Origin of the sequence: Staphylococcus sp. IVB6214, assembly GCF_025558585.1 — a bacterium.
In the GTDB taxonomy this organism is placed as follows: domain Bacteria; phylum Bacillota; class Bacilli; order Staphylococcales; family Staphylococcaceae; genus Staphylococcus.
Window position 1 is genome coordinate 1116100 of sequence record NZ_CP094723.1, and the last position, 22563, is coordinate 1138662.

Below are 22563 nucleotides of genomic sequence, written 5' to 3' on the forward strand. Positions count from 1 at the left end.
CTTTGAGTTTTATAGCGTTAACCTACGCTCTCGGATGATATGATTGATATATTTTACGAATCTGTGTACTGGAGACGTGAGTATATAGCTGTGTTGTTGAAATGTCGGAATGTCCAAGCATTTCTTGTACTGCACGCAAGTCAGCCCCATTTTCTAACAGATGTGTCGCAAATGAGTGACGCAATGTGTGCGGAGTTAAGCGTTTCGTTAAACCAGCTTTAACACCTACTTGTTTGATCATTTTCCAGACGCCTTGTCGTGATAATGGTTTACCGTGTAGATTGAGAAATAACACATCGGTGACTGTTTTTTTAAGTAGTTGTGGGCGCACTTCTTCAAGGTAGTGTGTCAAATATTGAATAACTGTTTCTCCAAGTGGGATAATTCGTTCTTTATTCCCCTTACCAAACACTTTGACAAAGCCCATCACTAAGTTGATATCTTGTATTTCAACAAAGATTAATTCGGATACACGCATACCTGTCGCATAAAGTAACTCGAGCATGGTACGGTTGCGATAATCATTTGTTTTACTTAAATCGAAAGAAGATAATAATTTATCAACCTCATCGATAGATAACACATCTGGTAACTTTCGTTCATATTTTGGTGTCGTAATCAGTACAGTTGGATCTTGAGAAGTGTATCGTTCTCGTAATGCGAATTGATGAAAGCTTCTTATGGTGGAAGTGAAACGTGCAATTGACTTAGCCGAATGGCCTTCATCATGACGCTCAGCAAAGCATTGTTGTATGATATCCCGTGTTACAAAATCTAACTGCCCCACTTTTTGTGATTTTAAAAATTCGATATATTGGTTTAAGTCACGGCGATATGCAGCAATCGTATTTGCAGATAAGCCCTTTTCAAGCTGTATAAATCTTAAATATTCATCTCGGACTTCTTCCATACTATGACCTCGATTCTCATAGTTTCCTATGCGTCTGCGCCTTTACCTGCTTGTTGACATGTCTTACAAATGCCATGAAAAGTCAATCGGTGGTCTAAAATTTTAAAGTCAAATTCATTTTCCACACGTTCTTCAACTTGAGGCAATAAATCTTCGTCAATTTCATCCACACGACCGCATTCCATACAAACGAGATGATGATGGAAGTGTTTAGAACCTTCTTTGCGCAAGTCGAAACGAGACACGCCGTCACCGAAGCTTACCTTGTCAACAACTTTAATATCCGCTAATAGTTCTAAAGTTCTATATACAGTCGCAAGTCCAATTTCAGGGGCTTTTTCTTTTACTTTCAAATACACATCTTCTGCACTGAGGTGGTCTGCCTCATTCTCGATAAGTACACGTACGGTTGCTTCACGTTGGGGTGTCAACTTATACGATGATTGCTGCAATTGCTGCTTCACGCGATTAAGTCGTTCTTCCACGGCAGCTTCACTCCTCTACTGATAATTAAAATTAGTATTGTTTATATGACTATAAAATACCAGTAAATGAGAAAAAAAGCAATCATTTCATCGTTATTATTTAGAATGATTATAAACTGATAATACGTGTTGGAAAGCAATTAAAGTCTTCGCATCATTGATTTCACGGTTTTTTACAGCATTTTCTATATCTGATAATGAATAAAGAATTGTCTCAACAAATTCATCATCATCTAAATTCATTTCTCCTTTTACAATATCATCTGTAAAATAGATAGATATTAATTCATTTGAAAAGCCTGGTGTACCATACACGTCACCAATATGTTGAAGTGTATATGCACGATATCCCGTCTCTTCTTCTAGTTCACGCATAGCCGCAGATAATCGATCTTCACCGGGTTCTAGCTTTCCAGCAGGTATTTCTAATAGTGTTTGTTCCAATGGTTTACGGAATTGCTTAACAAGTATTACTTTTCCTTCTGGTGTAACTGCACATACTGCAACGGCACCATTATGTTTTACCACTTCACGTAAAGCTGTTTCCCCATTTGGTAATGAAACAAGATGTTTTTCCACATCAATAATTCGTCCTTGATATATGGATTCCTTTTCAATGGTCTTTTCTTCAAAATTCATAAATGCCACTCCTTTTATTTTACGTAAACTCTTTGATATGATAATACATATAAAGTTTATCGGAAGGAGAATCATCATGCAAAAAAATATATTGAAAAGTGGTCTCGCACTATCCGAGTTAGGTTTAGGATGCATGAGTCTCGGAACGAATGAAAAACAAGCTCAAGAAATTATAGAAACAGCACTCGAATCAGGTATTACTTATTTCGATACAGCAGACATTTATGATAAGGGTGAAAACGAAAAAATTGTTGGGAATATTTTAAGTCAGTATCAACAACGAGACGATATCGTGATTGGTACGAAGGTTGGGAACCAATTCAAGCCGAATGGGGATATGGTATGGAACCCTTCAAAGAAATATATTAAAGAGAACATTAAACAGTCATTACGACGTCTCAGATTAGAACATCTAGACTTATATATGTTACATGGTGGTACGATTGAAGACCCACTCGATGAGACGATCAGTGCGTTTGAAGAACTTAAAAATGAAGGTCTGGTTAAAGCGTATGGTCTGTCTTCTATTCGCCCTAACGTTATTCGGTATTATTTAGCAAATAGTGATATAGAAGTACTAATGTCACAATTCAACCTAATTGATAACCGCCCTGAAATGCTGATGGATGAAGTACATGAAAAAGGTGTAAAAGTATTGGCACGTGGGCCAGTATTTAAAGGATTACTCACGCAAAATTATAGCAAAGCATGTACTCAGAAATTCAAAGATGGTATTTTTGACTATGATGTTGCCACACTTGAAAAGACAGTTTCTCAACTATACGATATAGAGCCTGAATTAACGGCACTTACATTTAGTTATTTAAAATCATTTGATGCATTGGGTGCTATCATCGTGGGTGCTAGTTCATCTGAACAATTAAGACAAAATGTTACACAGTATAATCAAACAATTGATCCGGAAATCGTCGAGAAAGCAAGAGCAATTGTTAAAGATTTAAACTATACACAACACTTAAAATAACAAAGATTAAAGCCAGAAATGTTGTTGGAACTTCTCTGTTAAAGGGGAGCCCAAGATCACATTTTTGGCTTATTTTTATTGCATTTTACTCATAAAAAATGGTTTTGCTATTTTCTCAATTGTTCTCGGAGCCAATGAGTAAAATCTTAGCATGATCGACATCCATTTCGGTGCACGTAGTTCTTGGCGCCCTTTCTCCATGGCAACGATTATAATCTTTGAAACACGCTCTGGTTTTAACATAAATACTGCTGTTTTACGCTTGAATGTTCCAAGAGGATCGGCGTGATCATGAAAAGGTGTCTTCACGGGACCTAATATCACATTTAAAACGTGATAAGATGGTTCTTCGATGCGCAGAGCATTTAGGATTTGTATTAACGCTGCCTTACTAGCTGCATAATGTGCTGCATAAGGTTGTGTCGCAAGTCCTGACATACTGCTCAAAACGACAATTTTTGGATTTTCGATTAAGTAAGGTTTTAAAATATTTAATAATATGGAAAAGTGAATGGTATTCAGTTGATAAGTCGTCAAGATTTCATCGGACGTATGTGATTCTAATGATTTGAAGAAGCCCAATCCTGCGCTATATATGAGACCATCGTACTGCACATCATTTTGTAGAAAATAGGATGACAATGATTCTACTGTTGTGCGATCATTTAAGTCGCATACTAAAATGTTAATATTTGGGAAGCTTTTTCGTGGGAATACATGATGTGCTTTCGCTTCGTTTCTAACAAGTAAAGTCAGATTGACACCTTTGCAATGCAGTTGTTTTACAACTTCATAACCAATACCACTCGTTCCACCGGTCACAAGATAGTGTGTCCCATTCATAATAAAACTCCTTTTTTGTCCAAAATCTTATTTATGTTAGTATAAAAGATAGAAAAGAGATGAGGAAGTGAAAAGTAAATGAAAATTGTTTTTTATGGGGCAGGCAATATGGCACACGCTATCTTCACAGGCATTATTAACTCTCATGTATTACCAGCAGAAAACATATATTTAACAAATCGCTCAAACGAAGCGGCATTACAACAATATCAGTCAGAATTAGGGATTCATTATAGCTATGATGATTCAGAGTTATTAAAAGATGCAGATTATGTATTCTTAGGTTCAAAACCACATGATTTTAATGAACTTGCGGAACGTATGCATGCACATATCGATCCAAAGAATAAGTTTATTTCAATTATGGCGGGACTACCAATTTCATATATCCGCGAGGCACTTGATGTATCAAATCCTATTGCACGTATTATGCCGAATACGAATGCACACGTTGGTCATTCTGTTACAGGACTAAGTTTTTCAAGAAACTTTGGCCCGAAGTCTAAAGATGAGGTGTTAGAAGTCATTAATGCTTTTGGTTCAGCAATTGAAGTGAAGGAAGATCATCTGCACCAAGTCACAGCGATCACAGGAAGTGGCCCAGCATTTTTGTACCATGTCTTTGAAAAATATGTGGATGCCGGTACTAAGTTAGGACTTGATAAATCACAAGTTGAAGAGTCCATTCGTGAGCTGATTATCGGAACGAGTAAGATGATTGAACGTTCTGATCTTAGTATGGAACAATTGCGAAAAAATATCACATCTAAAGGTGGGACAACGCAAGCAGGTTTGAATGCATTGTCCAACTATGATATAGAAGGAATATTTGAAGATTGTTTGAATGCAGCAGTTGAGCGTAGTGTGGAACTTTCAGAACAAGAAGAAAATGAATCATAATATAAGACGGTAAAATGAACACAAATCATTTTACCGTCTTATTTTTTTAAAATTGGTATGCATCAAAATCATGTACGAATTGAAATGAAGCGGTTTGTGACGCTTTCAATTGTTGATCGATAACCTTAACGTCATCTTTAGTATAGCGATTGCTCAGATGTGTCAACAAGGCGTGTTTCACGTTACTATGTACGATTAATTCGAGTACATCATCAATATGACTATGATGATAATCATTGGCGAGTTGCTTGTCACCTTCAATGTATGTTGCTTCGTGAACGATAACATCTGCATTTTGAGCCAATATGTATTCATTGTCGCAAGGTTTTGTGTCACCAAAAACTGCAACAATTGGCCCCTTTTTGTTAGGTGCTTTAAATTGATGTGCATCATAGGTCTTACCTTCAAATTCAAAAGTGTCATATTTTTTGACCTGTTGATATTGTGGCCCCGGTTCCATACCAATTGCTTTCAATTTAGCAACATCTAGTGTGCCAGGTGTGCTTGGTGCTTGTACACGATAACCAAAACAAGGTACACCATGATTGAGCATACGAGCCTGCACTTCAAATTGATCGATTGTTAAGTCGAGTTGTTGATCTATCTCGATAATATGTAAAGGATAATTGAGATGAACATGAGTGAAAGTTAAAGTTGCTTCAACATAGGCTTTTATACCTTTGGGGCCGACGATTGTTAGCGGCTTCCCTTCCCCACCTTGAAATGATCGGCTAGTCAAAACACCTGGTAATCCATAAACATGATCGCCGTGCATATGTGTAATGAAGATATGGCTTACCCTTCCTAACTTAATCGAATGATGTAAGATTTGATGTTGTGTTGCTTCTCCGACATCAAATAGCCAAATATCAGTTGCGTAGGGTTCTAGTTTTAGTGCGATAGATTGCGTATGTCTCTCTTTAGTTGGTAACCCTGCGCTTGTTCCGAAAAAAATGATTTCCATCGTTACGCCTCCTTAGCGTTTATCCTACCATAGATTATAGTTGAACCGTGCTTAAAAATATAGCATGATATAATAAAGCAGAATATATGACCGATGCGGTACTCATGTTTTATAATGAGAACGTATTACACTACGAAGAATTGAGGTTTTGAATCTTGAATAAGACACATAATCATATTCCTGCGCTTATTACAATCTTTGGCGCTACTGGTGATTTAAGCCACCGTAAGTTATTTCCATCGTTATTTCATTTATTTCAACAAGATAATCTAGACGATAGAATTGCGATTGTCGGAATTGGTCGCCGTGATTTAACAGTTGATGATTTTAGAGCACAAGTCAAAGCATCAATTCAAGCACATGTTCATGACACGAAGCATTTAGACCAATTTATGCAGCATGTTTTTTATCAACAATTAGATGTTAATAACGAAAAAAGTTATGAAGAATTGTTAGCTTTGAGTAATGACTTGGATCGACAATTTTCACTCGAAGGCAATCGATTGTTTTATTTAGCAATGGCACCACAATTTTTTGGTATTGTCACAGATTATTTAAAATCATCTGGTTTAACGAAAACATCTGGTTTCAAACGTCTTGTAATTGAAAAACCATTTGGTACAGATTTAAAATCTGCAGAAGCACTCAATAAACAGATTAGACGTTCATTTAAAGAAAAAGAGATTTTCCGTATCGATCATTATCTCGGAAAAGATATGGTTCAAAATATTGAAGTTTTACGATTCAGCAATGCAATGTTTGAGCCGTTATGGAATAATAAATATATCTCTAATATTCAAGTAACCTCATCAGAAGTTTTAGGTGTTGAAGATCGTGGCGGTTACTATGAATCAAGTGGTGCGTTGAAAGATATGGTTCAAAACCACATGTTACAAATGGTTGCCTTATTAGCAATGGAACCCCCTATCAGTTTGCATAGTGATGACATTCGTTCTGAAAAAGTTAAAGTGTTGAAGTCATTGAATATTCTCGAGCCTGAAGAAGTACGTCATAACTTTGTTCGTGGTCAATACGCCGCGGGTGAGATTGATGGTGAATCAGTTGTGGCTTATAGAGATGAAGATAAGGTGGCTGAAGACTCTGTAACACCTACCTTTGTAGCAGGTAAAGTCATGATTAATAATTTCAGATGGGCAGGTGTCCCTTTTTATATTCGTACGGGTAAACGAATGAAGCGAAAATGTATTCAAGTTGTTGTTGAATTCAAAGAAGTCCCAATGAACTTATACTATGATAAAGATCAGCATTTAGATTCTAATCTTCTAGTTATCAACATTCAACCGAACGAAGGCGTGTCTATTCATTTAAATGGTAAAAAATATGTGCAAGGTATCGAAACAGAACCTGTTCAACTCTCATATTCAATGAGTGCACAAGACAAAATGAATACGGTAGATGCTTATGAGAACTTGTTGTATGATTGCTTAAAAGGTGATGCAACAAACTTTACACACTGGGAAGAATTAAAGTCAACATGGAAATTTGTTGATGCAATCCAAGAGGCATGGAACAAATTTGAACCAGAGTTTCCAAACTATACATCTGGTACAAACGGTCCATTAGACAGTCATTTACTTTTGAGTCGAGATGGCTTTAAATGGTGGGAAGATATTCAATAATTGCATGGCTTTTCTATGTACAATTTATAAAATAGGCTAAGTTACATAATTATCCGTGTAACTTAGTCTTTTTTCATTTATAATAACTTATATAGGACTGAGACATCCATGAATGGCACAGACCTTTGAATGAAGCACAAACTTTTCAAACATGAAACAGTGGATTAATAAGATATTTTTCAACACCGCTATATCCTTCTCTTCATATGACTACGTAAATGCTTATCAAATTATTTTCATTGCCATTGATGCACATAATTTTTAATATAATGATATACGAACAATGTAAAATTTTTTATTTAAGGAGTGACCATTTTGGACGTTATCAAACATGTACAACAAGCCATTGTATATATTGAAGATCACCTATTAGAATCATTTGATTTTCAAACATTAAGTGATTACGTTGGGATTTCTCCTTATCATTTGGAACAATCTTTCACAATGATTGTAGGTGTCACCCCTTTTCAATACTGTCGTGCAAGACGTTTGACATTGGCAGCACATGATCTTATTCATGGTGCAAATCGCTTGATAGATTTGGCCAAGCGATATCGCTACCCAGATGCAAATACTTTTGCACATGATTTTAGTGATTATCACGGTGTATCACCTTTACAAGCTAAGGCGAAGCAAGATCAACTCAAGATTCAAGACCGACTCTACTTAAAACTAACAACAACATCGAATTCTCCCTACCCATATCGATTAGAAAACATTGGTGATTTATCACTAGTCGGACATTCTCGATTTATACCAACTGAACAATTAGATGATCATTTCATTATTCCCGACTTTTTAGAAGACTTACAAACAGACGGTCGTTTAAAGGATATCATCCGATATAATGACCGAAGTCCTCATGAATTATTCGTGGTGAGTTGTCCACTTGATCATGGACTTGAAATATTTGTCGGTGTTGCGAGTGAGCGGTTCCCTGCACATCTAGAAGACCGTTATTTATCAGAGCAACAATTTGCGGTTTTTAATTTGCAAGGTGAGATTGACTATGCAACAAGTGAAGCGTGGCACTACATCGAAACAAGCTTACAATTAACGCTACCATATGAAAGAAACAGATTGTATTTAGAAATATATCCACTCGAACTTTCTTTTGATGATGCATTTACAAAGATTCAACTCTGTGTGCCTGTGAACATCGAAAACGGATAAAAAGAAAAAGCTGTACGTTATCTTATGTTTTGATAACGTACAGCTTTTTTAAATGTTAGTTTGTCCATTGAGTATGGAATGTACCTTCTTTATCTTTTCGCTCATACGTGTGTGCACCGAAGTAGTCACGCTGTGCTTGGATTAAGTTTGCTGGTAAGTCTGCACTTCTGTAACTATCATAGTAGTTAATACTTGCCGCAAATCCAGGGATTGCAACACCGTTTTGAACGCCCATTGCAACCACATCACGAAGTGCTTGTTGATAGTCAGTGACGATCTCTTTGAAGTAGTCATCAAGTAGAAGATTTTGTAAGTTTGCATCTTTATCATATGCATCTTTAATTTTTTGTAAAAATTGTGCACGGATAATACAACCTTCACGCCAAATCATTGCTAATTCTCCTAGTTGTAAATCCCATTCATTTTCTTCACTTGCAGATTTCATTTGATCGAATCCTTGTGCATATGAGCAAATTTTACTCATGTATAGAGCACGACGAATTTTCTCTAAAAATGCTGATTTATCGCCATCAAATGCTGCTTTCGGACCATTTAATAATGATGATGCATGTACACGTTGTGCTTTCAATGAAGAGATAAAGCGTGCAAATACAGATTCTGTAATAATTGTCAGTGGTGCACCGAGTTCTAATGCATTAATAGACGTCCATTTACCTGTTCCCTTTTGACCTGCTTTATCCATAATTTTTTCAACAAGTGGTTCGCCATTTTCATCAAGTTTTGTGAAAATATCACCTGTAATTTCGATAAGGTAGCTTTCTAATTCACCAGTATTCCATTCTTTAAATGTTGCTGAAATTTCTTCGTGATCCATTCCGAGTAAGTTTTTCATCATGTTATAACTTTCAGCAATTAACTGCATGTCTGCATATTCAATACCGTTATGAACCATTTTTACATAGTGACCTGCACCGTTCGGTCCAATATATGTGACACAAGGCGTGCCGTCTGCTGCTTTTGCAGAGATAGACGCCAAAATATCTGCTACTTTTTCGTAAGCTTCTTTTTGACCACCTGGCATCATTGAAGGACCAGTAAGTGCACCTACTTCGCCACCTGACACACCTGTACCAATGAAGTTAATACCACTTTCAGCAAGTGCTTTGTTGCGTCGGATTGTATCTTGATAGTTTGTGTTACCACCATCGATTAAAATATCATCCTTATCGAGTAATGGTAATAATGTTTCGATTGTTTTATCTGTTGCTTCTCCTGCTTTAACCATCAATAAAATTTTACGTGGTTTTTCGAGTGATTGAACAAATTCTTCAATGGAATAAGTTGGAACGATGTTTTTGCCTGCTGATTCTTTGACCATGAGATCTGTTTTGTCCGCTGAACGATTGTATACAGATACACTGTATCCGCGTGACTCAATATTCCATGCCAAATTTTTTCCCATAACCGCTAAGCCGATTACACCAATTTGTTGTGTCATATTCTACTTACCTCTCTTATTATAAATTACGGGTTAATTGTATCACATTATATGATTTCAAACACTTATACTGTGCAAAATTAGGCAATCTCTATTAGTTTCAATACATATTTTACAAGATTTTCTAAAGATTGAATTGCAATCGTTTCATTAGTAGTGTGAATCGCTTCATAGCCAACGCCAAGAATAACAGTTGGAATACCAAATTGACTGATAATATTACCGTCTGATCCACCGCCACCAATCATTGGTTCGCCAATTAGACCGATAGATTTTGCTGCAGCTTGTGCTTTTTGATAGACAACTTCATCTTCATTTACTAGAAATCCTGGGTATGCGAGCTCTGCCGAAACTTCTGCGTCACATCCGAATGATTTTGCTGTGTTTTTAAATGTTTCACGCATATGTTCAGATTGAGCGATAATTTTTTCTTCTGAATGAGAGCGTGCTTCTGCCCAAATATTTACAAGATCAGTCACAATATTCGTTGGACCTCCACCTTCAAACTTACCAATATTTGCAGTCGTTTCATGGTCGATTTTTCCAAGTTTCATTTGACTGATTGCTTTGGCAGCAATATTGATTGCACTGATCCCTTTGTCAGGCGTGCTTGCATGTGCTGTTTTCCCATGAACCGTTGCTTTGATTTGCATTTGATAAGGTGCACCGATTGTAAAGTTACCAACTGGTACGGCAGAGTCAATTGCAAAACCGTATGCTGCATCTAAATCATCAGGATTCAATGCTTTTGCACCGACTAAACCTGATTCTTCACCTACAGTAATGACAAACTGGATTTGTCCATGTGGCAAGTTATTCTCTTGAATGATTTGAAGAACTTCCAAAATAGTTGCCAGTCCTGCTTTGTCATCTGCACCTAATATCGTTGTTCCGTCAGACTTAATCATACCATCTTCAATTATGGGTTTTACCCCTTTACCAGGCACTACTGTGTCCATGTGACTCGTAAAATAGATTTTTTCTCTACTGTCATCAGTTGCAGGTAATGTACAAATTAAATTATTTGCACCAAATCCTGTTTTTGCTTTTGCATCATCTTCTTTTACAATCAATCCAAGTTGTTCAAACTTATTTTTTAAGATCGGTAGAATCGTTTCCTCATGACCAGTTTCCGAGTCAATTTGAACTAACTCTAAAAAAGTATTTAATAAACGTTCTTGATTAATCATGCCTAATTCCCCCTTTTTACGTCATTATAAGTGTATCGAAATTTGATCATTTTGCAAAATGTATATGTTTCAATGTGACTTGAGAAATATATTTTAAAGATGTTATAATTTGTGTTAATACTAAACATGAATCAACATATAAGGTAAATGGAGGCAATTTAACGTGCAAAACAAGAAGTTTAGAAAAGTATTGCTTATTGTGATGTTGTTAGCAATTATCGTGTCATTAATATTAACAGGTGTTGCGCCATTATTAAGCATGTAATGACTTAAATATAGAAGGATGCCCAAACAATTGAATGGGCATCCTTTTTTTACACTTCTTAAACATTAGCCGACTTCATGATATAGCTTGAGTGACCCAAAGTTTGACTTAATATTTAGGTAAGCTTCTGTATCGTATAAAATTTGAATAATACTTGCGCGTGTGTGAAGTGCATCATGAGAATCTGGCAATGGTAATTCGTCTATTTGTAACCTGATGTCATACAACATGTGTAAGCGCATCGCTGTATAATTATTTTCATTCACATTGTCTGCCATTTCTTTAAACAATTGTGCTACTTTAGGAAGTAAAACATCATCCACTGTCATATGATTCAAGTTAAAATGAATCCGTTGGAGGATGTCAACTTGATCTTGTCGCATATCAAAATAGTGATAAAAACTATTTTCGTTTCTGACAAAGTGATTTTTAACGTCACGAAAGGCAATTGATTTTGCTTTTCGAATCGTTAATAACAACTGATCAAATGACAAGTCACATGTCTTTGTATCTTTTGAGCACATCGTGCTGTATGTATAAAATATATGACGTATTTGTGCTTCGATATCATTTTGATAACTTGTCAATTCTTTGTCAAAACTTGGCATAAATGTATTCATGATAAAAGCGATGGAAAGACCTATTAACAAGAGCATCATTTCATTCAAAATTAAGCTCATATCAATGGTTGTAGCATTGAAAAAGTGCAATAAGATAACGATGCTTGTCACGACACCTTCTTGCGTATTAAACATGACTGTGAGTGGGATAAAAAACAACACGATAAGACCTAATACCCAGGCATGTTGCCCAAGTAATGGGAAAATGGTGGCACCGAATCCCATAGCAATCATACAGGAAACGAGACGAGACCAAATGGCTTTAACGGAGTTCATTTTAGTGTCCTTTATACATAGGACAACTAAAATGGCACTAGATGCATAATTATCTAATCCCATTAGCTTGGCGATAATTACACCTAGTGCCATACCGACCGCAGTTTTAATCGTTCGCCACCCAATTCGATATGGATTCAAACGTAACATACGGTCCACTCCTTACTCTGCTACACAATATTTATCAAATAAACGTTGTAATTGCGTAATAACATCCATTGTGTCATGGCCTTCGATTTGATGGCGTTCAATCATTTCAGTGATTTTACCATCTTTCATCAAAGCAAATGAAGGGCTTGATGGTGCATAACCTTCAAAGTAATCACGTGCACGTTGTGTTGCTTCCTTATCTTGACCTGCAAAGACTGTAACTAAGCGGTCAGGTAAAACATCATAGTGTAAAGCATGTTGTGCTGCTGGTCGCGCCATACCACCGGCACAGCCACAAACTGAGTTAATCATCACAAGTGTTGTTCCATCTTGTTTGAATACGTTATCTACTTCTTCTTCAGTTGTTAATTCTTCGTATCCAGCTTTTACCAAATCTTCACGTGCTTGTTGAACAACATTGTTCATATATAAATCGAAACTTAAGTCCATTGTATCTACCTCCGTTGTTGATATATTTTCATTTTACTAAAGGTTTCATATCAATTCAATTTCTGAATACTTTAGATGCATAAATTACCACTTAATAAATCGAAGTTTGATCCAATGTTATGTGTTCGATTTGTTGTTTTACATCGTTTAAAAACATACCAGCTTGAAGGCCGTCTAATATGCGATGATCGATTGAAAGACACAAATTCACCATATGACGAATAGCAATCATATCGTTGATAATCACAGGTCTTTTAACAATTGACTCCACTTGTAAGATGGCGGCCTGTGGATGGTTAATAATGCCCATAGAACTTACTGATCCAAACGTTCCGGTATTGTTTACTGTGAATGTGCCACCTGTCATGTCTGATGTCGTTAATTGATTATTACGTACTTTTTTAGCTAATGTGTGAATCTCTTTCGCTATACCTTTGATTGATTTTTCATCGGCATGGTGAATAACTGGCACATATAATTGGTCATTATGTGCAACGGCAATGGAAAGATGGATATCATCGTGAATGACTATCTCATCATTTTGCCAAGAACTGTTTAACATCGGGTATTTTTTTAAAGTTTCAGCGACTGCTTTAATAAAAAATGCAAAATAGGTTAGATTGTATCCTTCTTGTTCTTTAAATGATCCTTTATAATGTTCACGTGTTTTTACTAATTCAGTGGCATCGACTTCAATTTGCATCCAAGCATGTGGTATCTCTTGCACACTTTGTGCCATTTTATTTGCAATTTGTCTGCGTACCCCATTAACGGGTATTGTTTTATCTGCTTGAGTATCATTTGAATCATCTATGGTCTTAGGTTTTTGCTCTAACGTTTTGTTTTGGGCTTGTTTGTTAGTTTCAATATAATGGAGCATATCTTTTTTAGTGACACGGCCATTAAAACCTGTACCTGGTACTTGATTCAAATCTATTTCATGTGTTGATGCAAGTTTGAACACCACGGGTGAATAGCGACCATTGTTTTTCTCAGTAAATGACTTACTGTCCAATGTTGAAGATTCAGTTGTTTCAGATGCTGGTGAAGATGAATTAGCTAACGCATGATTATCTTCGTATTGTGACCTATTTTCGACTTCTATTGAACAAATCACTGTGCCGATTGAGACAATATCTCCTGGTTCGACGTGAAGTGCTGTCACAACACCAGCATAAGAAGAAGGCACTTCAGCAGTCACTTTATCCGTGATGATTTCACAGAGTGGATCATATTCTTCTACACGATCTCCAACACTAACAAGCCATTGCTCAATTGTGCCTTCATGCACACTTTCACCTAGTTTTGGCATTTTAATTTCCATTGATTTGCCCCCTTTTAATACTCAGCGAGTTCGCGCATTTTATTTTTAATTTTTTCTGTGTTAATCATGAATTCATCTTCTAACGGTGGTGAGAATGGCATAGCAGGAACATCTGGACCAGCTAAGCGCATAATCGGTGCATCAAGATCAAATAAGCAATTTTCAGCAATAATAGCTGCCACTTCTGACATGACACTGCCTTCCAAATTATCTTCAGTAACAAGCAAACATTTGCCAGTTTGTCTTGCTCGTTCGATAATTGTTTGTTTATCTAATGGATACACGGTGCGTAAATCGACGACTTCAACACTGATTTGAGATGATTCTAACTCGTTTGCGGCTTCTATACAATAATGCACGGCAAGACCGTAAGTAAATACTGTGATATCAGTCCCAGTTCGTTTAACATCTGCCTTACCTAATGGCACGGTATAAAAGTCATTTGGTACGTCTGCTTTTAATAAACGATATGCTTTTTTATGTTCAAAAAATAGAACAGGATCGTTAGATGAAATTGCAGCTAACAATAGTCCCTTTGCATCGTATGGATTGGATGGTATTACCACTGTTAATCCAGGAGTTGAAGCGAATACACTTTCTATACTTTGTGAATGATACAGGGCACCGTGAATTCCTCCACCAAATGGCGCACGAATCGTGAGTGGTACTTGCCAATCATTATTCGAGCGGTAACGCATTTTGGCCGCTTCACTCATAATTTGATTAGTTGCAGGCAAGATATATTCAGCGAATTGAATTTCAGCAATTGGCCGCTTACCCATCATGGCCGCACCAATAGCCGATCCCACGATATTCGACTCTGCCAATGGTGTATCTAAAACACGATAAAGACCAAACTTGTCTTGTAGTCCAGCAGTTACACCAAAAACGCCACCTTTTTTGCCGACATCTTCACCCAAGATAAAAGTCTGTGGGTCTTGTTCTAAAGCGATTGATAAGGCATCTTTTATCGCTTCAAGATATGATATTTTAGGCATTGAAAGGACCTCCTTCTTCATAGACATGTGTATATGTTTCACTTACTTCAGGATAAGGTGCTTGTTCTGCATTTTTCGTTGCTTCGTTCACAATTGATTTATGCGACTGTTCGATTTCGTCAAACCATGAGGTATCAGCAATATGATGATCAAGAAGGTATTGTTTAAATGTTTTATTACAATCAGCTTCCTTATCCAACTGTTTTATCTTTTCATCTCGATAGCGATCATCATCATCTGACGAATGAGGGGTTAGGCGTGTGCACATCGCTTCGATCAATGTGCCCCCTTCTCCATTCAAGGCACGTTTACGCGCTTCATGAACCGCAGTATACACTGCAATAGGATCATTACCATCCACTGTTACACCGAACATGCCATATCCTTTTGCACGATCAGATAATTTTTCTGCACCATATTGCAAATCTTTCGAAACGGATATGGCATATTGATTGTTTTCAATAATGCATATAAATGGCAGTTTGTGTACGCCAACAAAATTGAGTCCTTCATGAAAGTCTCCTTGATTGGAACTCCCCTCACCAAGAGTAGCTAATGCAACTTGTTGTTTTTTATCCATTTTAAAAGTGAGTGCCGCACCAATGGCATGTAATATTTGTGTTGCAACCGATGAACCTTGTGACATAATGCCAATTTCTTTTTTGCTGAAATGAGATGGCATTTGTTTACCACCCGAACTAATATCCTCTCGCTTACCAAACACAGAATACATTGTTTCTAAAGGTGTCATCCCTAAATATGTAACAAGGGCGAGATCACGATAATAAGGAGCTGTAATATCCCCTTTTTCTAACGCATAGGCAGCACCTACTTGTGTTGCTTCTTGCCCTTGACAACTGATCACGAAAGGAATTTTACCTGCTCGGTTTAATAACCACATTCGTTCATCAATTTTGCGACCTAAATCCATTGCTTTATAAATTTCCAGTAAGTCATTTTTATTTAATCGTGTATGTTTATAGTCCAACATAATGTTTCCTCCTATTATTTTATAGGTGAATGGATTGCCCTTCGTATTTTAGACCGATTTCCATTAATAATTCTGACATTGAAGGGTGTGCATGAGTTGTCATGCCGAGTTCGAGTGCAGAACCATTTAAAAATTGTAAAACGCTAAGCTCATTAATCTGTTCGGTTACATTTAGACCGACTAGTTGAGCACCTAGAATGGAGCCGTCTGAACGGTCAATAATAAGCTCAGCAAAACCATCAGGTACTTCAGGTGACATTATGAGTGCTTTGCCATTTGTATTAAATGCAGCTTTAACTGATTTAACTTGGTATCCTTTTTCTTTTGCAGATTTTACTGTTAATCCGATTGAAGCAATTTCTGGATGACTATAAATACATTTTGGCATGTTTGAATAATCGATCGGTAATGGGTCTTGTTGAAACATATGTTCAACAGCAATTACACCTTCTTTTGCACCTACATGAGCCAGTTGTAGCTGTCCGATGACATCACCTGAAGCATAAATGTGTGATGCTTTCGTCTGCATGTATGCATTTGTTTTAATCGTATGCTGTTCAGTCGTTTCAACTTCTGTATTATTCAAGCCGATATGTTCAATATTCGCACGTCGTCCAATTGCAACAAGTGCCATTTCGGTTGTAAAAGATTCATCTAATTCAAATATGACCCCTGTTTCTGTTACCTTTGTATTTTGATCATTTAAGGCGATGCCTTTATGAAAGACGACACCATTTTTTGTAAGAGATGTGATGAGTTGTTCAGTGACGGCTTTGCTATCATTGATGACAATGTCATCTTCTGATTCGATGATATGAACTTGTACACCAATGCGACTAAAAAATGAAGCAAATTCAAGACCAATAATTCCTGCGCCAATAATCGCAATTGAATTTGGTAATGTTGTCATTGATAAAATATCATCACTCACAACGATACGTTCATGGTCAATTGGCAAAAATGGCAATGTAATCGGTGATGATCCCGTTGCGATTAATACGTAATCATTTGGGATTAAGTCCGATTGTCCATCTTCATAAGTTACAGCGACGGTCCCGCTTTGCGGTGAAAAAATAGACGGACCGAGCAGTCGTCCTTCTCCATAGAATATATCAATATTTTTCTGTTTGATGAGCGATTGTAAACCTTGATACATCGTGTCTACAATGCGTTGTTTTCGTAATTGTACTTTTGGAAAATCAAAGGTAGGTTTAGAAGCGGAAATGCCGTAGTGTTCGGCGTGTTGGATTAGTTGATAGGTATCAGCTGATTTCAAGAAGGATTTCGTTGGGATACAGCCTTTATGTAAACATGTACCGCCTAGACAAGATTTTTCTACAATTGCAACTTTCTTTCCTAGCTGGGTGGCTCGGATGGCTGCTGAATAGCCACTAATACCACCACCAAGTACGACTAAATCGTATTTATCGTGTGTCATTCTGTGTCTCCCCTAACGATAGGTCATGGTAGTATTGAGAGTAATCGTTTGATCATTCAATACGCCAGTCCCTTTGATTATTTAGAGTCAAGTGCTCGTTCAATTTGATTGTGATACTTTGAAGTATTGGTTCTTTTCAAATATACTTGTAATAAGCAACTCGATTGATTCAGTATACTTCTATTAAAATAAATTTACAAGAAATATCCTAGATAGTTGATAGGGATTAACTTTATACATTTATTGAATATAAGTTTAAGGACCATGATATTGATTAAAAGATGAACATAAAAAAATCAGATGCGGTTCGGACATTTTCAGTTAGTGATTTAGGAAGTATCGATATTCCAATAAATCATAAGCACTTTTGTCTTAACCGTATCTGACTATATTTAAATGGAATGGTTTTGTTCTATCATTTCTTTGGCACTTTGTTTGGTTAAATCAGTCACTGCTGCACCAGAAATCATGCGTGCAACTTCTTCTATGCGATCATCGCCTGTCAGTTCTTGAACTGATGTTGTCGTTCTATCGTCTTTTTCACGTTTGGAAATGTATAGGTGATGGTCACTCATCGAAGCAACTTGTGGCAGATGAGAAATACAGATCACTTGTATGGCTGATGCAATCTGTTTCATTTTTTCAGCCATTTTTTGTGCAGCTTGACCTGAAACGCCTGAATCTACTTCATCGAAAAGAATAGCTGTTTGCCCACGAGATCGAACGAAAATACTTTTTAATGCCAACATAATACGTGACAGTTCACCGCCACTCGCAATCTTATTCAAACTTTTAAGTGGCTCCCCTTTGTTAGGACTAATTAAAAATTCAATATGTTCAATGCCGTCTTTTTGTGGTTTTTCATATGGCTTGAAAGAAATCTCTAAGTTAGCATCTTTCATTTGTAAGTTTTGAATTTCTCGAACAATATGGTCACGCAATGTTCGTGCAACTTGACGTCGCTCATGTGATAAATTTTTACCGTCAGTCATGAGTTTTTCTGATAATTGTTGAATATCTGCACGTAATTGTGCGGTTGACTCTTCATAATTCTCTATTTTATCAATTTCATCTTCTAACTTTGACTGATACGTGATTAACTCAGGAATATCTTTGCCATATTTACGTTTTAAATTATTTAATAAATTCATACGTGATTCAAGTTCGTTCAACATCTGTTCATCAAACTCATTCTGGTTCATTTCATCATAGAGTTGATGTTTCGTATCTTCTAATAGGTAGTAGAATTGATCAACTTGTTCTTTAAGTGTTGCATACGTATCTGGCAAAATTTGATCAATATTTTGTAATTGTGTACTGAGTTCATATAAACGATCTGTGATGGCATGTTCATCGGTTAATGTGACATAGGCATTATTCAATGCAAGGCTCAATTGTTCTGAATTTTGAATGCGTTTAATGTCGACTTCTAATTGCTTAACTTCATCCTCTTGCAGTTTGGCTTCTTTCAATTCGTCATATTGAAACTTCATCAAGTCTAAACGCTGTAAGAGTGCTTGATCTGCAGATTCTAATTCTGACAACTCTACCAATTTTTGACGGTGTGTTTCAAACGTATTTTGATAAGTAGTCAGCGCATCAGAATAAGCGCCATCCGCATACTTATCAAGTAGTTCTACATGATATTTTTGCTTAAGTAACGCTTGGGTTTCATGCTGTCCATGTATATCAAGCAACTGTTGCATCACTTGTCGTAAATCATGTAATGTTACCGTTTGATTATTGATTCGGCAGATACTTTTCCCAGAATTAAATATTTCGCGTTTCACGATTAAAAAATCTTCATTAATATCAATGCCTAATTCACTTAACATATGAACGGCTTCTTTTGCATTATCAATATCAAATAATCCTTCAATAATTGCTTTCTTCTCGCCGTGACGTACAAAATCTGAAGATGCACGCATACCGATAAGTTGTCCGATTGCATCGATAATAATCGACTTACCTGCACCAGTCTCACCACTCAATACCGTTAAGCCATCAGAAAACTGAATTTCAAGTTCATCAATAATTGCAAATTGTTTAATTGATAGACTTTGTAACATGTGTATCTCATCCTTATAACATATTAAAAATTTGATTTTTTATTGTTTCAGCATCTTGTTTACTGCGACATATAATTAAACATGTATCATCGCCACAAATCGTGCCGAGTACTTCTTCCCAATCAATTTGGTCTAAAATTGCACCGATTGATTGCGCGTTTCCAGGTAAAGTTTTCAATACGAGTAAGTTATCTGTACCATCAATTTTTACAAATGAATCCATCAAATAGCGACCTAACTTTTCAAGTGGATGGTAACGACGATCATTTGGCAAACTATAAATATACTCTCCAGTCGGCGTTGGCACTTTAATAAGTTGGAGTTCTTTGATATCTCGTGAAACAGTTGCTTGTGTTACATTCATATCAAAATCATTTAATCGTTTTACAAGTTCATCTTGCGTCTCTATTTGTTCATTTGAAATAATTTCTCTTATTTTTATATGTCTTACTGATTTTTTAGGCATTATATGCACCCCATAATGAATATTTATACAACGATTTTAGCATAAAGTGACTCAATATCATACTTGTTCTATTCGCTTTACGTTAAGAAACAGGTTGGGACATCGTCTATCAGACTTCCAGAGCACAAATTTATTATGTCTCACCTCCACAGAGAGATATTCAATGTCTAAAAGAAATACCTTTTATACAAGCATAAAGCGTTCTGATTAATATATTTATTCAAATTACAAAAAGAGCTCATGTCTCTTTAATTTTAAGTTCTTTAACAAAAAATTGAGTATAGACATCATACGCCAATGTGTAACGATATATTAAATATAAAATTAGTTAGTTTTTGTGATAAGACCACCACAAAAAATGGAATTCTAAAATAACCCTTTAGATGGCCACGTTATATTGAGTGGCCATCTAAAGGGTTCTAATTGTCATGTATTTTAAAAGCTTTTTAATTGTTTAAAAGTGTTTTTACGGTTTGTTCAATTGAAGCAGCATCTAATCCGATATCTTGAAGAATTCGTTCAACATCACCATGTTCAATGTAAATGTCATCGATACCAAGACGTTTGAGCTTGTTCGGATACGCATGATCTGTTATAAAGTTACTGATTAGGCTACCGAGACCACCATTTAACATATTTTCTTCAACTGTAAGAATTGGAATATTTGATTTACCAAGTTGATGTAGTAAATCGATGTCCATCGGTTTAATGTAGCGTGCATTAATGACTGTCGCATGAATATTTTGTTCTTTTAGTGAATCCGCTACTTGTTTAATGGTTTCAACTGTTGGACCGTATGCAATTAAGGCAATATCAGTTCCTTCAGTTAGCGTTTCCCATTTTCCAACTGGTAATAACTCTCTTTTATCATTAATTTCAACACCCAGACCATTTCCACGTGGATATCTAATTGCGATAGGACCATCTTTATATTCCATCGCTGTAAAAACCATATCCTTCGCTTCATTTTCATCTTTTGGCATCATTACAACCATATTTGGAAATTGTGTTAAAAAGCCAATATCAAAGACACCTTGATGTGTTTCTCCATCAGCACCTACTAAACCTGATCGGTCGATACCAAATATGACATTTAACTTTTGACGATCGACGTCATGCAATACTTGGTCGTATGCACGCTGTAAGAATGTAGAGTAAATCGCAACATACGGACGCATACCTTCTATGGCTAATCCGGCAGCCATAGTTACCGCATGTTGTTCCGCAATGCCGACATCAAAAAATTGTTCTGGTAGCTCAGATTGGAATTTTGTGAGTTTTGAGCCAACTGGCATCGCAGGTGTTATTGCAACAACGTGTTTGTCTTCACGTGCATATGATAAGATTTCATCTGACATAAGCTGGCTCCAAGAAGGCCCTTTGGGTTGACCTTTAATCTGTTCGCCTGTGTCAAGTTTATAAGGTCCGAGACCATGCCATGTCCCAATCTTATCATTTTCTGCAGGATGATACCCTTTTCCTTTTTTTGTTACAACATGAATCAGCACTGGCTTGTCAATTGAGTCAGCAGTCTTAAGTGCATGCTCCAACTCTTCATAGTTATGACCGTCAACAGGTCCGATATATCGGATACCTAATTCTTCAAAAAATGCACCATCTACAACAAGATATTTCAAACTATCTTTCAGTCTATCTGCTGATTCACGTAGTCGACTCCCCCCAGGTAATCGACTGAGAACAGTCTCAGCATCAACTTTCAAACGGTTATAGCCTTGGTTCATTCGAATTCGACCTAACATATTATGCATAGCACCAACATTCGGTGCAATACTCATTTCGTTATCATTTAAAATGATTGTCATATTTGTACGATCATGACCGATACTGTTTAATGCTTCTAATGCCATCCCACCAGTAAGTGCCCCATCACCTATAATTGGTACGATATGATTAGAATGTCCTAAAATATCTCTTGCTTTTGCCATCCCCATTGCTGCAGAGAGCGATGTAGAACTATGACCTGCTTCCCATACATCGTGCTCTGACTCTCTTAATTTTGGAAAACCGCATAATCCTTTATATTGTCTTAATGTATCAAATTGATTTGCGCGCCCTGTCAATATTTTATGGATGTAGCTTTGGTGACCAACATCCCAAATGATTTTATCAATCGGACTTTGGTAGTGTTTATGTAATGCTATTGTTAATTCTACAACACCGAGATTTGCTCCGATATGCCCACCAGTTACAGAGCAAGTCTCTATGAGAAATTGACGTATATCATGGCTCAGTGTTTCAAGTTCTTGTACAGAAAGACTTTTTAAGAATGACGGATCCTTAATCGTTCGTATATCCATATTTATATCA

The 22563-nt window shown here is 36.5% G+C and carries 21 protein-coding genes and 1 pseudogene; 5 read left to right on the top strand and 17 right to left on the bottom strand.

What is annotated here, in order from left to right:
* Positions 1–22 precede the first annotated feature (22 nt).
* From xerD to MUA51_RS05400, 3 genes are all read right to left on the bottom strand, one after another.
* Positions 23–910: a site-specific tyrosine recombinase XerD gene (gene xerD / locus MUA51_RS05390; protein ID WP_262558205.1), complete on the bottom strand. Its 888-nt coding sequence runs from the start codon at positions 908–910 to the stop codon at positions 23–25.
* A 26-nt stretch (positions 911–936) separates the two neighbouring features.
* Entirely contained in the window at positions 937–1395 is a 459-nt protein-coding gene (gene fur / locus MUA51_RS05395; RefSeq protein ID WP_262558206.1) for a ferric iron uptake transcriptional regulator, read from the bottom strand.
* A gap of 96 nt (positions 1396–1491) precedes the next feature.
* Positions 1492–2034: an NUDIX domain-containing protein gene (locus tag MUA51_RS05400; protein ID WP_262558207.1), complete on the bottom strand. Its 543-nt coding sequence runs from the start codon at positions 2032–2034 to the stop codon at positions 1492–1494.
* A gap of 76 nt (positions 2035–2110) precedes the next feature.
* Between MUA51_RS05400 and MUA51_RS05405 the strand changes: the two genes are divergently transcribed.
* Positions 2111–3019 carry an aldo/keto reductase gene (locus MUA51_RS05405; RefSeq protein WP_262558208.1) on the top strand — a complete coding sequence of 303 codons (909 nt, stop codon included), beginning with the start codon at positions 2111–2113 and terminating at the stop codon, positions 3017–3019.
* A 75-nt stretch (positions 3020–3094) separates the two neighbouring features.
* Here the strand turns inward: MUA51_RS05405 and MUA51_RS05410 are convergent, their stop codons facing one another.
* The gene (locus MUA51_RS05410) at positions 3095–3862 is read right to left on the bottom strand and encodes an SDR family NAD(P)-dependent oxidoreductase (RefSeq protein WP_262558209.1); all 768 of its coding nucleotides are present in this window, start codon (positions 3860–3862) and stop codon (positions 3095–3097) included.
* A 78-nt stretch (positions 3863–3940) separates the two neighbouring features.
* On the opposite strand from MUA51_RS05410, the gene proC reads away from it, so the two are divergent.
* Positions 3941–4762, top strand: coding sequence for a pyrroline-5-carboxylate reductase (proC, locus tag MUA51_RS05415; RefSeq protein ID WP_262558210.1), 822 nt, complete (start codon positions 3941–3943; stop codon positions 4760–4762).
* A gap of 46 nt (positions 4763–4808) precedes the next feature.
* Here proC and rnz read toward each other — a convergent pair whose 3' ends face one another.
* Entirely contained in the window at positions 4809–5726 is a 918-nt protein-coding gene (gene rnz / locus MUA51_RS05420) for a ribonuclease Z (RefSeq protein WP_262558211.1), read from the bottom strand.
* Between the two features lie 155 nt (positions 5727–5881).
* Here rnz and zwf point away from each other — a divergent pair, with 155 nt between their 5' ends.
* Together zwf and MUA51_RS05430 are read left to right on the top strand one after the other, a co-directional pair.
* Positions 5882–7366 carry a glucose-6-phosphate dehydrogenase gene (zwf, locus tag MUA51_RS05425; protein WP_262558212.1) on the top strand — a complete coding sequence of 495 codons (1485 nt, stop codon included), beginning with the start codon at positions 5882–5884 and terminating at the stop codon, positions 7364–7366.
* A gap of 315 nt (positions 7367–7681) precedes the next feature.
* Positions 7682–8539, top strand: coding sequence for an AraC family transcriptional regulator (locus tag MUA51_RS05430; RefSeq protein WP_262558213.1), 858 nt, complete (start codon positions 7682–7684; stop codon positions 8537–8539).
* A 55-nt stretch (positions 8540–8594) separates the two neighbouring features.
* Here the strand turns inward: MUA51_RS05430 and gndA are convergent, their stop codons facing one another.
* Complete coding sequence (gene gndA / locus MUA51_RS05435; protein WP_262558215.1) at positions 8595–9998, bottom strand: NADP-dependent phosphogluconate dehydrogenase; 1404 nt, start codon at positions 9996–9998, stop codon at positions 8595–8597.
* Positions 9999–10078: 80 nt separating this feature from the next.
* The gene (locus MUA51_RS05440; protein ID WP_262558216.1) at positions 10079–11188 is read right to left on the bottom strand and encodes a M20/M25/M40 family metallo-hydrolase; all 1110 of its coding nucleotides are present in this window, start codon (positions 11186–11188) and stop codon (positions 10079–10081) included.
* A gap of 163 nt (positions 11189–11351) precedes the next feature.
* On the opposite strand from MUA51_RS05440, the gene prli42 reads away from it, so the two are divergent.
* Complete coding sequence (prli42, locus tag MUA51_RS05445) at positions 11352–11453, top strand: stressosome-associated protein Prli42 (protein ID WP_157728689.1); 102 nt, start codon at positions 11352–11354, stop codon at positions 11451–11453.
* 65 nt (positions 11454–11518) lie between these two features.
* Here prli42 and MUA51_RS05450 read toward each other — a convergent pair whose 3' ends face one another.
* The 10 genes and pseudogenes from MUA51_RS05450 to dxs form a co-directional block, all read right to left on the bottom strand.
* A complete protein-coding gene (locus MUA51_RS05450; protein WP_262558224.1) occupies positions 11519–12499 on the bottom strand; it encodes an aromatic acid exporter family protein in 981 nt (326 codons plus the stop codon).
* A gap of 12 nt (positions 12500–12511) precedes the next feature.
* The gene (brxB, locus tag MUA51_RS05455; RefSeq protein WP_095116875.1) at positions 12512–12949 is read right to left on the bottom strand and encodes a bacilliredoxin BrxB; all 438 of its coding nucleotides are present in this window, start codon (positions 12947–12949) and stop codon (positions 12512–12514) included.
* Positions 12950–13040: 91 nt separating this feature from the next.
* Positions 13041–13829, bottom strand: a complete 789-nt coding sequence (locus MUA51_RS10870; RefSeq protein WP_481906525.1) for a dihydrolipoamide acetyltransferase family protein — start codon at positions 13827–13829, stop codon at positions 13041–13043.
* Positions 13820–14273 (bottom strand): annotated as a pseudogene (locus MUA51_RS10875) (biotin/lipoyl-containing protein); the annotation flags it as partial. The pseudogene MUA51_RS10875 and the gene MUA51_RS10870, both read right to left, overlap by 10 nt.
* A gap of 14 nt (positions 14274–14287) precedes the next feature.
* Positions 14288–15271 carry an alpha-ketoacid dehydrogenase subunit beta gene (locus MUA51_RS05465; protein ID WP_262558226.1) on the bottom strand — a complete coding sequence of 328 codons (984 nt, stop codon included), beginning with the start codon at positions 15269–15271 and terminating at the stop codon, positions 14288–14290.
* Complete coding sequence (locus tag MUA51_RS05470; protein ID WP_262558227.1) at positions 15264–16262, bottom strand: thiamine pyrophosphate-dependent dehydrogenase E1 component subunit alpha; 999 nt, start codon at positions 16260–16262, stop codon at positions 15264–15266. The genes MUA51_RS05465 and MUA51_RS05470 overlap by 8 nt, the downstream gene beginning before the upstream one ends.
* 19 nt (positions 16263–16281) lie before the next feature.
* Positions 16282–17700: a dihydrolipoyl dehydrogenase gene (gene lpdA, locus MUA51_RS05475; protein ID WP_262558228.1), complete on the bottom strand. Its 1419-nt coding sequence runs from the start codon at positions 17698–17700 to the stop codon at positions 16282–16284.
* Between the two features lie 392 nt (positions 17701–18092).
* Positions 18093–19769, bottom strand: coding sequence for a DNA repair protein RecN (gene recN, locus MUA51_RS05480; protein WP_262558229.1), 1677 nt, complete (start codon positions 19767–19769; stop codon positions 18093–18095).
* 13 nt (positions 19770–19782) lie between these two features.
* The gene (gene ahrC / locus MUA51_RS05485) at positions 19783–20235 is read right to left on the bottom strand and encodes a transcriptional regulator AhrC/ArgR (RefSeq protein WP_262558230.1); all 453 of its coding nucleotides are present in this window, start codon (positions 20233–20235) and stop codon (positions 19783–19785) included.
* A 446-nt stretch (positions 20236–20681) separates the two neighbouring features.
* Positions 20682–22553 carry a 1-deoxy-D-xylulose-5-phosphate synthase gene (gene dxs, locus MUA51_RS05490; protein WP_262558231.1) on the bottom strand — a complete coding sequence of 624 codons (1872 nt, stop codon included), beginning with the start codon at positions 22551–22553 and terminating at the stop codon, positions 20682–20684.
* Positions 22554–22563 lie beyond the last annotated feature (10 nt).